The following is a 14,046-nucleotide window of genomic DNA, read 5'->3' as shown; positions in this document are numbered from 1 at the left end:
GCGTGAGTGTAGCGACGCGTCCGGTCGGCCCCACAGTTCCCTTGGTCTTCACCACCGAGCGGGCCGCGATCGTCCTGGTGGTGCTGGTCTGGCTGCGCCTGATGGCCAACCTGGTGGTGCTCTCCTTCACCGCCGACAAGCACTTCGTCGCCGTCGGCGAGGCCGAGCCGTCGAGTCATCTGGCCGACCTCGCCGGACGGCTCTTCCTGGCCCTGGCCCTGGGCTGGGCGGCCGCGGTGATCATCTACCGGATCAACGAACTGCCCCGGGTCGGGCTGTGGCGGATCACCGTCTTCCTGGCGCCCTGGCTGGTGCTGCTGCTGCGTGATGCGTACGACGGCCACGTCGGTGCCAGCGCCGTCCCGCTGCTCTTCATCGTCGCCGCACTGGCGGCCCTGAGACCGGGGCGTCCCACCCTGGAGGCGCTCGGTGTCCTGGTGATCATCACCGCTCTGATCGCCCTGGTCTGGGGCGTGGCGTTCCCCGAGGCCGCCATCCTGCGCGAGGCCGACGGCACCGTGCGGGAGTCGGCCAAGGCGCTGCTGCCCCACCTCGGCCTGCTCCAGGGCCAGTTCACCTCGGAGAACAACCTCGCCCAGTACCTCGCCCTCGGACTGCCCTTCGTGCTGCTGGTCAGGCCGCGCTGGTTCGCCGCCCTCGGCGTGGTCGCCTGTGCGATCGCGCTGGTGTGGACCTCGAGCCGTGGTGGCCTGCTCACCGCCGGAGTCGTCGGCGTGCTCGCGCTGGTGCTGTACGCCGTGCGCAGCTGGCCCGCCGCGGTGGCGTGGTGCAGCGGCCTGGCCCTCCTGGCCGCCGCGACGGTCTGTGTCTGGCTGCCGCTGCACTCCTGGTCCGACGAGGCGTTCACCGCCCGCGCCGGGATCTGGCGGATCTCCACCCAGGAGTGGTTCACCAACGCCGACCTGTTCGGCTTCGGCAGCCAGTGGTTCGAGACGATGGCCCGCAACGCGACCAGCTCGCTCAACGCCGCCGCGTACCACGGGCACAACCAGTTCGTGCAGTTCGGCGTCACCGGCGGCGTGCTCCTGGTCGTCGTCGGCGCCTGCTGGCTGCTCGCCCTCGGCCTGGTCTCGCTCCGGCCCAGCGCACCCGAGCAGCGCACCGCCGGCCTGGTTCTGGTCGCGATCGTGGTGAGCGGCTTCTTCGAGGTGCCGCTCGGCTTCGTCGACCGGTGGTCCTTCTGGGCCGTCACCCTGGTGCCGTTGGCGATCCTCCTCTTCGGGCCGCCGCGTCGTTCGGCCACCCCGCTCGACGCCTGGCGTCGACCGTGACCTGGCGCGAGTGGCTGGCCGACAACCGCCGCTGGGTGGCCGCGATGCTGGTCCTTCTGGTCGCCGTCGTGGCCGTCGTCGGCGTCCTCGGGGCGAAGGGACTGCGCACCAACCTGCACCGCACCGGCACCGTAGTCGATCACAGCGACACCAGCACCGCCGCCTACCGACGCCCGCTGTACGTCGACCCCAGCACCCAGACCGCGACCGCCGCAGCCGACGACGCCCGGTACGCCGAGATCGCGGCCGTTCCCCAGGCCTTCTGGTTCACCGACTGGACCACCTCGGCGACGATCGAGGCCAAGCTCGGCGCCTACATCGGTGCCGCCGACGCCGCCGGCCGGCTGCCGGTCGCGGTGCTCTACCGGATCCCCGACCGCGACTGCGGCGGCTATGCCACCGGTGGGGCTGGCGACGCCGCGGAGTACCAGGCCTGGATCGCCGGTGCCGCCGCCGCGGTCCGGGGGCGACCGGTGATCCTGCTGCTCGAGCCGGACTCGGTCGGGCAGCTGGCCAGCTGCGGTGCCGACCGGGTCGCGCTGCTGCGCCAGGCCGTCGACACCCTCAGCGCCACCGGGGCCTGGCTCTACCTCGACGGCGGCCACTCGAACTGGTGGTCCCCGACGGTGATGGCCGAACGACTGGAGTCGATCGGGATCGAGAAGACCCGCGGCTTCTTCACCAATGTCGCCAACTACCGGTCGACCGCTGCGGAGACGACGTACGCGCAGAAGGTGCTCTCGGCCCTGGCACGGCGTGGCATCGAGGGGCTGCACTACGTGATCGACACCGGCCGCAACGGGGCCACCGTGCCGGGAGACGCGCACTGCAACGTGCCGCAGGCCCGGCTGGGTGCTCGGCCGCGGATGGTCTTCGACGGGAAGCTGGACGGCTACCTGTGGATCAAGGCCCCGGCCGAGTCCGACGGGCGCTGTCACGGCGGCCCGACTACCGGCTTTTGGGGAGCCCTGGCGCTCAGTCTGCTGGGGCAGAGGTCTGACCTTCGGTAGCCTGGGGTGGTGGAGAGCGTGCAGGCACAGGGAGATGTCCTCATCATCGACCCTGATCCCACGCGCCTGAGCGAGGCACTGGAGCCGCTGGCCCGCTCCCGCTTCCTCCCCGTCGCCGCGATCGACCTGGCCGACGCCGCCGGTCCGCTCGCCCAGCTCGACCTCGCCGTCGTGGTCATCGACCTGGCCCTGGCTGCCGAGGACCAGTGGGCGCCGCTGAGCTGGCTGCGCGCCCGGACCGACGCCGCGATCGCCGTGATCGCCGACTCCTTCGACGAGGACCAGCTGGTCACCGTCCTCGACCTCGGCGCCGACGCCGTCCTGACCCGTCCGCTGCGGGCCTACGAGTTCCGGGCTCGCCTCGACACCCTCGCCCGCCGGGCCGAGGTCGCGCCGGTGCTGGTCCGTGCCCCCGCCCAGGCGCGGCAGGACCACACCCCGGTGCCGTCCGCGCCGCAGGAGTTCCGTGCCCCGTTCGGTGGGGTGGTGCCCGACCCGCAGCCCGAGCCGGGCCGGCCGGCAGAGCCGGTCCCGGCGCCGGAGCCCGGGCCGACACCTGTCCCGGCACCGGCGCCCGAGCCGGTGACGCCGCCGGTCCCCGCGCCGACGCCTGTTCCGGCTCCTGCCCCCGTCCCCGAGCCGACCCCGACCCCGGTGCCCGACCCTGCCTCCCCGGCGATCCGCCGCCCTGAGCCGCGGCATCGGGCGGTGCCGAGCGGTCGGTGGGAGACCTTCCGGGGGCTGAGCATCGAGCGGGACCAGCGACTGGTGACGATCGACGGCTTCGAGATCGAGCTGTCGGCGGTCGAGTTCGACCTGCTGGCTGCGATCCTGGCCAGTGGCCGGTCGTTGCGGAGCCGTTCCGACCTGGCCGCGATCATCCGTGGGCAGGGTGCTGCGGTGATGACGGCGGCCGAGCGGGAGGAGGTGGACCGGACGATGGCCGGTCTGCTGGCCCGCCTCAACGAGTCCGCCGACGAGCCCCGGTGGATCGAGGCGATCGCCGGGGTGGGTTACCGCCGCGTCGCCCTCTGACGCCGACTTCCGGGTTCACCACCACCGACTTCCGGCTTCACCACCGTCCAGATCCGGGTTCACCACCACCCAGATCCGGGGTCACCACCGAAAAGACGACGATCGGGCCCACCGAACCCGGCGGACCCGATCGCAGCAGGTGTGGCAGCAGGTGTGTCAGAAGGTGTGCTCAGGGGCGGGGAACGTCCCGCCCTTGACCTCGGCGGCGTAGGCCTGGGCACCCTCGAGCAGCACCGAGCGGACGTCGGCGAACTGCTTGACGAACTTGGCGACCTTGCCGTCGCCGGGGCCACGGATGCCGAACGCGTCGCCCCAGACCAGCACCTGGCCGTCGCAGCCGGCACCGGCGCCGATCCCGATGGTGACGATCTCCAGCTCCTTGGAGATCTGCTCGGCGACGTCACCGGGCACCATCTCCATCACGACCGCGAACGCACCGGCGTCGGCGACGGCGCGGGCGTCGGCCTTGATCCGCTCCGCGGTGTCACCGCGCCCCTGGACCCGGTAGCCGCCCAGCGCGTGCTCGGACTGCGGGGTGAAGCCGATGTGGGCCACCACCGGGATCCCACCTTCGACCAGCTTCCTGATCGTGGGGGCCATCTCGGCGCCGCCCTCGAGCTTCACACAGTGGGCCAGGCCCTCCTTCATGAACCGGACGGCGGTGGCGTACGCCTGCTCGGGCGAGCCCTGGTAGGAGCCGAACGGCAGGTCGCCGACGACCATCGCGCGACGCGTGGAGCGGGCCACCGCGCGGGTCAGCGGCAGCAGCTCGTCGACGGTCACGGGCAGCGAGGTCTCGTTGCCGAAGACGTTGTTGGAGGCGGAGTCGCCGACCAGGAGCATGTCGATCCCGGCCTCGTCGAAGATCCGAGCCGTGTACATGTCGTACGACGTCAGCATCGTGACCTTCTCGCCGCGCTGCTTCATCTCGGCGAGGTGGTGGGTGCGCACCTTGCGGACCGGCGCCGTCGTGGACGCCGAAGCGCCCGTGCCGTAGGGGGCCGTCTCTTCGGGGCTGTTCGTCGTGCTCATCGTTGAGCCTCTCTGTGTCATCTCGCGGCTCCCTGGTGGAGTCCACGGACCGCCCACAAGGCTATGCCCGGCCGCGGGCCCGTGGGGGAGGTGGTGGCGTGGATCACTCGCTCGCGATCGCGCCGAGGACGTTGAGGCGGGAGGCCCGCGCGGCCGGCAGCACCGCCGCCAGCACGCCGACCACGATCGAGATGATCCCGAACGCCACCAGGTTGCCCCACGGCAGTCCGAGACTGGTGAGGTCGTGGCGCAGCGCCTGGCGCAGCAGTACGCCGGTGAGCACCCCGACGACCATGCCGAGGACGGCCCCGAGCACCGCGATCGCCACCGACTCCAGGGTCACCATCCGGCGGACCCGGGCGCGGCTCATCCCGATCGCGCGCAGCAGGCCGATCTCCCGGGTCCGTTCGATCACGCTCAGCCCGAGGGTGTTGATGATCCCGATCACGGCGATCACGATCGCGAGAGCGAGCAGGCCGTAGATCATGTAGAGCAGCTGGTTGACCTGGCCCCGCAGCTGGTCGGCGTACCCGACCTTGTCGTAGACGGCGATGATCTTCGCCTTCTCGGTGATCTTCTCCAGGGCGGCCTTGACCGTGGAGGCCTGCGCACCGGGGGCGAGCATCAGGCTGAGCGAGGTGTCCTGGCCGTTGATCCCGGCCTGGGCGAGCAGGCTGCGCGGGATGCTCATCGAGGCCATCGTCTGGGTGGGCTTGTAGATCCCGCCGATGGTGACCTTGATCTGTGCGCCGCCGGGGAAGCCGAGGGTGACCGCCGAGCCGACCCGCCAGTGGTGCTGGGACGCGGTGGTGGACTCGACGAGCGCGGTGGAGTCGTCGACCTTCGCGACGCCGCTGGTCATCTCCAGGTGGTAGATCGAGGTCAGGGTGGGGTCGTCGGCGGCGACGTACAGGGTCTTGTCCGAGGCGTCGCCGACGAGCTGGGTCTGGACCAGCTGACGTCGGTTGACCAGCCCGACGCCGGGCACGGCAGCCAGCTGGTCGCCCAGCTCGGCGGAGAAGGGCAGGTAGTTGGTCGACTGGACCAGGAAGTCGGCGGTGAACTCCTTGTTCACCAGGTCGTCGACGGTCTTGTTCAGGGACGACGCGAGCACCCCGATGATCGAGACCAGGGCGAGGCCGATCATCAGGGCCGACGCGGTCGCGCCCGTACGCCGGGGGTCGCGCAGCGCGTTCTCACCGGCGAGGCGACCCGAGATCCCGAACAGGCGCGCGAAGAGCTCACGGCACATCACCAGCACCGGGCGGCCCACCACCGAGCTGAGGGTGGCGAGCGTCATGATCCACAAGAACGCCGCGACGCCGACGTACGCCGCCGCCGGACCGGGTGCGCCGAGCAGCCCTGCCACGGCGATGACCGCCCCGAGCACGATCACCCCGGCGCCGATCAGGCTGCGCCGGCGCAGCGAGGTGGGCGGTGCGAGGGTGTCGCCACGCATCGCGGCCACGGGCGGCACCCGACCGGCGCGGCGCGAGGGCAGCCAGGCGGCGACCAGGGTGACCAGGGTGCCCACGGCGTAGCTGATCCCGATCGCCGACGGCGTCAGCGCCAGCGCGTGGGAAGCGATGTCGAGGCCGACGGCACGGAAGAGCGCCGCCAGGCCGCGGGCGAGCAGCCAGCCGACCCCGATCCCGATCGTGGAGGCGACCAGGGCCATCACGAACGCCTCGGCCAGCACCGAGCGGGTGACCTGGCGCTGGGAGGCGCCCAGGGCTCGCAGCAGGGCCAGCTCGCGGGTGCGCTGGGCGACCAGGATGGTGAAGGTGTTGATGATGATGAAGCCGCCCACGATCACAGCGATCAGGGCGAAGACCAGCAGGAACGTGGAGATCACGTCGAGGAAGGTCCCGATCGCGCTCTGCGACTCCTTGACGATCTCGTCGCCGGTGACGGCCTCGAACCCGTGCGGCACCACCCGGGCGGCGGCGTCGACGAGTTGGCGCTGGGAGACGCCGGGGGCGGCGGTGAGGCTGACGCTGGTGAAGGCGTCGGCCCCGCCGAGGAAGAGCTGCTGGGCACCGGTGGTGGAGAAGATCAGCAGCGTCGACCCGCCGGTGCCGCCGCCGTTGAACTCGGCGGTGCCGACCAGGCGGGCGTGCCGTTCGGTCTTGCCGTACGGCGCCAGCAGCGCCACCGTGTCGCCGACCCGGTAGCCCGCCCGTTTCGCCGCCCCGGTGTCGAGCACGATCTCCGACGCCCCGGCCGCCGAGGAGGGCCAGCGGCCCTGGGTGAGCAGCAGGATCGGGTTCCCGGCGATGTCGGGCGTCCCGGTCTCGTTGAACGCCAGCGTGGGCGCGCCGGTGCCGCCGACCAGGGCACCGCGGTGGTCGAGCAGGTTCATCCCGTAGCCGTCCACGGAGCCGTCGGCCCGGGCCACTTGCGGCAGTGCGGCCAGCTTCGCCACGTCGGCCGGGGTGAGCGTGACGGCGCTGACGCCGTTGCTGCCTGCGGTGAACGCCTCGGTGCCGGTGGCGCGGACCTGGCCGTCGGGGGTGCTGCCCTTGATGATCGAGTCGAACGTCGTGGACAGACCGTGGCTGAAGATCAGCACCCCGGAGAGGAAGGCGACGCCGAGGATGATCGCCAGGCCGCTCATCACCAGCCGCACCTTGCGGGCGAGGAGGTTGCGCAGCGTGAGCCTGAACATCACTCGGCCGTCGTGGGGGCCGACTGGAGCGCGGCCATGTGGGCGAGGATCTGGTCGCGGTCGGGCCGGGCCAGCTCGTCGACGATCCGGCCGTCGCGCAGGAAGACCACCCGGTCGCAGTACGACGCCGCGACCGCGTCGTGGGTGACCATCACGACGGTCTGGTCGAACTCGTCGACGCTGCGCCGTAGGAAGCTCAGCACGTCGGCCCCCGAGGTCGAGTCCAGGTTGCCGGTGGGCTCGTCGGCGAAGACGATCGAGGGCTGGGAGGCCAGCGCGCGGGCGCAGGCGACCCGCTGTTGCTGGCCGCCCGACATCTCGGCCGGGCGGTGGCCGAGCCGGTCGCGCAGGCCGACGGTGTCGATCACGGTGTCGAGCCAGGCCCGGTCGGGCTTGCGTCCGGCCAGGTCGAGCGGGAGCAGGATGTTCTCCCGTGCGGTCAGGGTGGGGATCAGGTTGAACGCCTGGAAGATGAAGCCGATCTTGTCCCGGCGCAGGGTGGTGAGCTCCTTGTCGCCGAGCCGACCGAGCTCGACGCCGTCGATCACCACCGATCCGGCGGTGGGGGAGTCCAGGGCAGCCAGGCAGTGCATCAGGGTGGACTTGCCCGACCCCGAGGGCCCCATGATCGCGGTGAACTGGCCCGCGGCGAACTCCACACTGACCCCGTCCAGGGCGCGGACCTCGTTCTCCCCGGAGCCGTACGACTTCCGCAGGTCCGTGGCGCTCGCGGCGACTCGGGGCGTGGGACTGGCGTCGGTCGCACCGTTCATGTCTCAACTCTCGCCCATGCCTCCCTAGACTGACCAGCGTGGACTTCTACTCGGCGTACGCGCAGGGCTTCGCCCGCGTCGCGACGGTGACCATCCCGATCGAGATCGCCGACCCCGCCGCCAACGCGGCGGCCGTGATCGCCCAGGCCCAGGCGTGTCATGCCGAGGGGGTCGCGCTCGCTGTCTTCCCCGAGCTGTGCTTGAGCGGGTACGCCGTCGACGACCTGTTCCTCCAGGACACCCTGCTCGGCGCGGTGGAGGAGGCGCTCGAGGCGATCGTGGAGGCCTCGGCCGAGCTCACCCCGGCTCTGATCGTCGGGGCCCCGATCGTCTACCGGCACCGAGTGGTCAACGCCGCGGTCGTGATCCAGGGCGGCCAGGTGCTCGGGGTGGCGCCGAAGTCCTACCTGCCGACCTACCGGGAGTTCTACGAGCGGCGCTGGTTCGCGCCGGGCGACGACATCGACGACATCATCACCCTGGCCGGCGAGGATGTCCCGATCAGCCCAAAGCTCCTGTTCCGTGCGACCGATGTGCGGGGCCTGACCTTCCACGTCGAGGTCTGCGAGGACATGTGGGTGCCGGTCCCGCCGAGCGCCCAGGCGGCGCTGGCCGGGGCGACGGTGCTGGTCAACCTGAGTGCCTCGCCGGTGACGATCGGGCGTTCGGAGAGCCGGAGGCTGCTGGTGGCCAGCGCCAGTGCGCGCTGCACCGCCGCCTACCTCTACACCGCTGCTGGGCAGGGGGAGTCCACCACCGACCTCTCGTGGGACGGCCAGACCCTGGTCTACGAGTGCGGTGACCTGCTGGGCGAGTCCGAGCGGTTCCCCGACGGGGCGCGCCGGACCGTGGTCGATGTGGACCTGGACCGGATCCGTGCCGAGCGGCTGCGCCAGGGCACCTTCGACGACAACCGCCGCACCCTGGTCGACGTCGACGACTGGCAGGACGTCGAGTTCACCCTGGAGCCGCCCACCGGCGACATCGGGCTGCGCCGCACCGTCGCCCGGTTCCCGTTCGTGCCGGCCGACCCGGCCCGGCTCGAGCAGGACGCCTACGAGACGTTCAACATCCAGGTCTCGGGCCTGATGCAGCGGCTGCGCTCGATCGGCACCCCGAAGCTCGTGATCGGGGTCAGCGGCGGCCTCGACTCCACCCATGCGCTGCTGGTAGCCGCCGACGCGATGGACCGGCTCGGCCGGCCGCGCTCGGACATCCTGGCGTTCACCCTGCCCGGCTTCGCGACCTCGCAGGAGACGAAGTCGAACGCGATCGCGTTGATGGACGCGCTCGGGACGACGTACGAGACGATCGACATCACCCCGGCGGCTCGACAGATGCTCGGTGACATGGGCCACCCGTTCGCCGGCGGCGAGCCGGTGTACGACGTCACCTTCGAGAACGTGCAGGCCGGACTGCGCACCGACTACCTGTTCAGGATCGCCAACCTGCGCGGCGGCATCGTGCTGGGCACGGGGGACCTCTCGGAGCTGGCGCTGGGCTGGTGCACGTACGGCGTAGGCGACCAGATGAGCCACTACAACGTCAACGCCGGCATCCCGAAGACCCTGATCCAGCACGTCATCCGCTGGGTGATCGCCACCGACCGGCTCAGCGAGCGCACCGACCAGGTGCTCCAGACCATCCTCGACCAGGAGATCAGCCCCGAGCTGGTGCCGGTCAAGGCGGGGGAGAAGCCGCAGTCCACCGAGGCGGTCGTGGGTCCGTACGCATTGCAGGACTTCACCCTCTACCACCTGGTCCGCGACGGCCTCCGGCCCAGCAAGATCGCGTTCCTGGCCTGGCACGCCTGGCACGACGAGCACACCGGGGACTGGCCGCCGGCCTTCCCCGAGGCGAGCCGTCGGGCCTACGACCTGGGCGAGATCAGGGACTGGCTGGAGGTCTTCCTCAAGCGGTTCTTCTCCTCCCAGTTCAAGCGCTCGGCGTTGCCCAACGGCCCGAAGGTCTCCGGCGGCGGCACGATGAGCCCGCGGGGTGACTGGCGGATGCCCTCGGACGCGAAGGCCACGGCGTGGCTGGCGGATCTGGAGCAGGTGCCGTTCTTCTGACGGCGACGGTGATCGTCGGCGTCGCCGTCATCGAGGGAATTTTGTGATGGCAGTGACAACTCTTCCTGAGCACCCTCTGCGTGATTGTCGAAGCACCGGAGCGATGCGTGGTCTGCGGGGTTAGCGTCCGATTGTTTCAATCGAGATCGATGGGCGAGCCCTTGGCCGGCGGTGGGGCTGTCGCCGGGGGACGGGAAGGCAGGCACCGTGGCCGAAGATTTCGATCAAGGTCTGCTTCGGTGTGAATTGATTTCTGTGATCCGTCGGATGCTTGAGGGTCGGGTATCTCGACGTGATGCTGAGTCATGGGCGTCGGCGCGGTTCCGGGAGGTCAGCGACGGGGCGATGGATCTTGACGACGACGATCCACTGGCGGAGGCACTAGAGATCCTGGCCATGGCGAACTCTCCCGACGTCGTTGGCGACTGGAAGCCTGGCGATCCGTTCTCTGGATTCGTCTATCCAGATTCCCAGTTCCAGGAGATTGTGGCGGGCCTTGAGGCTGGCGCTTGAGGGAACTTCCTTGGCGGTTGGACTCCGCGACGCGTCGGCGGCGGTGGGCAACGGTGGGGGGCGTTTGAACGGGAGGTGGGGAGATGGTGGCCCCGATCGTCGGCGTCGCGCTGGTCGCCCTCAGCGTGCTCGTGGCGGTTGATGCCCGCCGCCGCGGGTGGAGCTACGGGCTGTCGCGCCCCGGATCGCCCGGGCTCGCTCCCTGTGGAGCCAGTGAAGCCAAACGCTTCAGAGTTGAAGCGTGAAGACAATCGCTTCATATTGAAGAAATGAAGCGATATGCTGATGCGATGGTGATCGCATGCATCGGTGACGTCGTCGCCTCCCGCGAGGTCCAGGACCGCGGTGACCTCAACCGACGGGTCGGCCAGGCCCTGGCCGAGGTCAATGCTGCCGAGGGGCGGTGGCGTCCGATCACGCCGCTGCGGATCACCGCCGGCGACGAGTTCCAGGGGGTCTTCGCCACGCTCGGGGCCGCCGTGCGGGCCACCCTGCGGGTCCGCCTCGCCCTGACGCCGTACGACGTCCGCTTCGGGATCGGCCGCGGGGACGTCACTGTGCTGAGCGAGCAGCCCCGGGTCGAGGACGGCTCGGCGTGGTGGGCGGCTCGGCAGGCGATCGAGGCGGCCGAGGCGGCCCAGCGGCGGGCCGCGACCCGGAGCGTCAGGGTGACGTACGCGATCGACCCCGACGGGGCCACCGATCCCGCGGTCGCCGCTGCGCTGGTCACCCGTGACGAGCTGCTGGGGCGCCTCGACGACCGGGATCTGTCGGTGCTGTCGGGCATGCTGGCGGGCATGAGTCAGGACGCCATCGCCGCCCAGGAGGGGATCAGTCCGTCGGCCGTCTCCCAGCGGGTGCGGCGCGGGGGACTGGCGGCGTTGGCCGCCTCCGACGCCTACCTGGGAGAGCTCGAATGATCTGGCTCGGCCTGCTCTGGATCGGGTTCGGCGTCGTCGACGCGGTCCACGGCGCGACCCGGCGGCACGGGTGGCCGAGCGTCGTCGGAGCCGCTGTGGTGGTCGGGGTGGCGGCGCTGGCCGGCCGGATGGGCCACCTGCCCGACGTCGTGATCTCGGTCGGGGTCGCTGTGCTGGTCCTCGGCTGGGGAGGAGTGGTCCGGCGCGGGTTCGGGGCACGGCTCCCGGCACTGCCGCTGGTCTACGCCGGCCTCGCCACCATCGTGGTGATCGCCCTCAACGCGGCCGGTGAGGGCGGCGGCGGACCGCTGCGGGACTGGCTGGCCGCCAGCAACATCGGCTACTTCCAGGATCTGTCCGCCGACCGGTTCGTCCTGCTGCTCGGCGCCGCCCTGGTGCAGGGCTCGACCGGCAACGTGCTGGTCCGCCTGGTGCTGCTCGCCACCCACACCGTCCGACCCCAGCAGGCCGACGGACCCGAGCCGGGCCCGAGCCTCAAGGGCGGGCGCCTGCTCGGTCCGTTGGAGCGGCTGATCATCCTCGGCCTCGGCCTGACTGGTGCCTACACCGCGATCGGGATCGTGGTTGCGGCCAAGGGGCTGCTCCGCTTCCCCGAACTCCAGGCGGCACGCGACGCCACCGAGGGCCCGTCGATCACCGAGGTGACGGAGTACTTCCTGGTCGGCAACTTCCTCTCCTGGACCCTGGCGCTCGGCACCCTCGCCCTCGTGGCCGCCTGACGTGTCAGCATGAGCAGCGTGCGCCACGAGCAACGTCTCCCGACCAGGACACCGGAGTCCCGCGCGTTCGCCGAGCGGGTCACCGTCACGATGGGGCTCACCGCCCGGCTCAACGCGCTCCCGTTCGACGACCTCGCCGGCCGACGGGCTCTGTTCGAGGAGATCTTCGGCGGTCCGATCCCGGAGTCGCTGTCGATCCTGCCGCCGTTCTTCTGCGACTACGGCCTCGGAGCCTCCTTCGGGGAGAAGGTCTTCATCAACCAGGGCTGCTACTTCCTCGACTTCGGCGGCATCACGATCGGCGACCGGGTGCTGATCGGCCCCGGCGTGACACTGAGCACGGCGGGGCACCCCGTCGAACCGGCGGAGCGCTTCGACTTCATCACGCACGCCCCGATCGTGATCGAGGACGACGTCTGGATCGGGGCCGCGGCGACGATCACCCCCGGGGTCACGATCGGTGCCGGCTCCGTGGTCGGCGCCGGGGCGGTGGTGGCCCGGGACGTGCCTCCGATGAGCGTCGTGACGGGGACGAGCATCGTCGAGCGACGGCGCCTGGGCGGGGGAGCCTGACCCACGCTCGGACGGCGTCCGACACCCCCGGTGCCTGGCAAACCTGGCGAAACAATTCACCGCTAGGCTGCGCCTCATGGGTAAGCAGGAAGACTTCGTTCTCCGTGCGCTCGAGGAGCGCGACGTCCGGTTCGTCCGACTCTGGTTCACCGACGTCCTCGGCTTCCTGAAGTCCGTGGCGGTCGCGCCGGCCGAGCTCGAGGGTGCCTTCGCCGAGGGGATCGGCTTCGACGGCTCCGCGATCGAGGGGTTCGCCCGGATCTACGAGTCCGACATGCTGGCCAAGCCCGACCCGCAGACCTTCCAGATCCTGCCCTGGCGCGACCAGGGTCCGGCCACGGCCCGGATGTTCTGCGACATCGTGATGCCCGACGGCTCGCCGTCCTTCGCCGACCCGCGCTTCGTGCTCAAGCGGACGCTGTCCAAGGCCGCCGAGAAGGGGTTCACCTTCTACACCCACCCCGAGATCGAGTTCTACCTGTTCAAGGGTCAGCACGTGCCCGGCAAGAAGCCGAAGCCGGTCGACTACTCGGGCTACTTCGACCACACCGCCCAGGGTGAGGGCACCGACTTCCGTCGTGACGCGATCACCAACCTGGAGGCGATGGGGATCTCCGTCGAGTTCTCCCACCACGAGGGCGGCGCCGGCCAGCAGGAGATCGACCTGCGCTACGCCGATGCGCTCACCACCGCCGACAACATCATGACGTTCCGCACCGTCATCCGTGAGGTCGCGCTCACCCAGAACGTGTGGGCCTCCTTCATGCCCAAGCCGTTCACCGACCAGCCCGGCTCCGGCATGCACACCCACGTCTCGCTCTTCGAGGGCGACGTCAACGCCTTCCACGAGGCCGGCGCCGAGTACGGGCTCTCCAAGACCGGCCGTCAGTTCATCGCCGGCCTGCTCAAGCACGCCCCCGAGATCAGCCTGGTCACCAACCAGTGGGTGAACTCCTACAAGCGGATCGTCGCCGCCGGTGAGGCGCCGTCGTACGTCTCCTGGGGGCACAACAACCGCTCCGCGATGGTCCGGGTGCCGATGTACAAGCCGCTCAAAGGCAACTCCACCCGGATCGAGCTGCGCACCCTCGACGCCGCCTGCAACCCCTACCTCGCCTTCGCCGCCGTCCTCGCGGCCGGGATGAAGGGGATCGAGGAGGGCTACGAGCTTCCGCCCGAGGCCGAGGACGACGTCTGGTCGCTGTCGGACCGCGAGCGTCGCAACCTCGGCATCCAGGCGCTGCCGACCGGCCTCGACGAGGCGATCGCGCTGGCCGAGGACTCCGAGCTGCTCGCCGAGACCCTGGGCGAGCACGTCTTCGACCACGTGCTGCGCAACAAGCGTGCCGAGTGGAGTGACTACCGCGCCGAGGTCTCGGCCTTCGAGCGCAACAAGATGCTCCCGGTGCTCTGAGGCA

12 protein-coding genes are annotated in these 14,046 nt (G+C 70.7%); 9 read left to right on the top strand and 3 right to left on the bottom strand.

Annotation, left to right across the window (positions count from 1 at the left end; genetic code table 11):
• The first annotated feature begins 2 nt into the window (after positions 1–2).
• The 3 genes from Q1V88_RS18560 to Q1V88_RS18550 are packed head-to-tail and all read left to right on the top strand — an operon-like array spanning position 3 to position 3,337.
• Complete coding sequence (locus Q1V88_RS18560) at positions 3–1,292, top strand: O-antigen ligase family protein (protein WP_300683254.1); 1,290 nt, start codon at positions 3–5, stop codon at positions 1,290–1,292.
• Entirely contained in the window at positions 1,289–2,302 is a 1,014-nt protein-coding gene (locus Q1V88_RS18555; protein ID WP_300683252.1) for a glycoside hydrolase family 6 protein, read from the top strand. Before Q1V88_RS18560 ends, Q1V88_RS18555 begins: the two co-directional genes overlap by 4 nt.
• A 9-nt stretch (positions 2,303–2,311) precedes the next feature.
• Positions 2,312–3,337: a hypothetical protein gene (locus tag Q1V88_RS18550; protein WP_300683246.1), complete on the top strand. Its 1,026-nt coding sequence runs from the start codon at positions 2,312–2,314 to the stop codon at positions 3,335–3,337.
• Positions 3,338–3,493: 156 nt separating this feature from the next.
• Here the strand turns inward: Q1V88_RS18550 and panB are convergent, their stop codons facing one another.
• The 3 genes from panB to Q1V88_RS18535 all read right to left on the bottom strand — a co-directional run bounded on the left by panB (position 3,494) and on the right by Q1V88_RS18535 (position 7,810).
• Complete coding sequence (gene panB, locus Q1V88_RS18545; RefSeq protein WP_300683245.1) at positions 3,494–4,369, bottom strand: 3-methyl-2-oxobutanoate hydroxymethyltransferase; 876 nt, start codon at positions 4,367–4,369, stop codon at positions 3,494–3,496.
• Positions 4,370–4,472: 103 nt separating this feature from the next.
• Positions 4,473–7,037: an FtsX-like permease family protein gene (locus Q1V88_RS18540; protein ID WP_300683309.1), complete on the bottom strand. Its 2,565-nt coding sequence runs from the start codon at positions 7,035–7,037 to the stop codon at positions 4,473–4,475.
• On the bottom strand, positions 7,037–7,810 hold the full coding sequence (locus tag Q1V88_RS18535; RefSeq protein WP_300683243.1) for an ABC transporter ATP-binding protein: 774 nt from the start codon (positions 7,808–7,810) through the stop codon (positions 7,037–7,039). The genes Q1V88_RS18540 and Q1V88_RS18535 overlap by 1 nt, the downstream gene beginning before the upstream one ends.
• Before the next feature lie 38 nt (positions 7,811–7,848).
• Here Q1V88_RS18535 and Q1V88_RS18530 point away from each other — a divergent pair, with 38 nt between their 5' ends.
• The 6 genes from Q1V88_RS18530 to glnA all read left to right on the top strand — a co-directional run bounded on the left by Q1V88_RS18530 (position 7,849) and on the right by glnA (position 14,042).
• Positions 7,849–9,882, top strand: coding sequence for an NAD(+) synthase (locus tag Q1V88_RS18530; RefSeq protein ID WP_300683241.1), 2,034 nt, complete (start codon positions 7,849–7,851; stop codon positions 9,880–9,882).
• A 207-nt stretch (positions 9,883–10,089) separates the two neighbouring features.
• Positions 10,090–10,395 (top strand): hypothetical protein, encoded by a 306-nt coding sequence (locus Q1V88_RS18525; protein ID WP_300683239.1) that lies wholly within the window; start codon positions 10,090–10,092, stop codon positions 10,393–10,395.
• 290 nt (positions 10,396–10,685) lie between these two features.
• Entirely contained in the window at positions 10,686–11,315 is a 630-nt protein-coding gene (locus Q1V88_RS18520; RefSeq protein WP_300683237.1) for a SatD family protein, read from the top strand.
• A complete protein-coding gene (locus Q1V88_RS18515; RefSeq protein ID WP_300683235.1) occupies positions 11,312–12,055 on the top strand; it encodes a hypothetical protein in 744 nt (247 codons plus the stop codon). Before Q1V88_RS18520 ends, Q1V88_RS18515 begins: the two co-directional genes overlap by 4 nt.
• A 9-nt stretch (positions 12,056–12,064) precedes the next feature.
• Entirely contained in the window at positions 12,065–12,628 is a 564-nt protein-coding gene (locus Q1V88_RS18510; RefSeq protein WP_300683233.1) for a sugar O-acetyltransferase, read from the top strand.
• A gap of 76 nt (positions 12,629–12,704) precedes the next feature.
• Positions 12,705–14,042 (top strand): type I glutamate--ammonia ligase, encoded by a 1,338-nt coding sequence (gene glnA, locus Q1V88_RS18505; RefSeq protein ID WP_300683231.1) that lies wholly within the window; start codon positions 12,705–12,707, stop codon positions 14,040–14,042.
• Positions 14,043–14,046 lie beyond the last annotated feature (4 nt).

The sequence above is a fragment of the Nocardioides sp. genome (assembly GCF_030150155.1).
In the GTDB taxonomy this organism is placed as follows: domain Bacteria; phylum Actinomycetota; class Actinomycetes; order Propionibacteriales; family Nocardioidaceae; genus Nocardioides.
The sequence above is the reverse complement of the archived record's forward strand: the minus strand, read 5'-3'. Positions and strand labels throughout refer to the sequence as shown.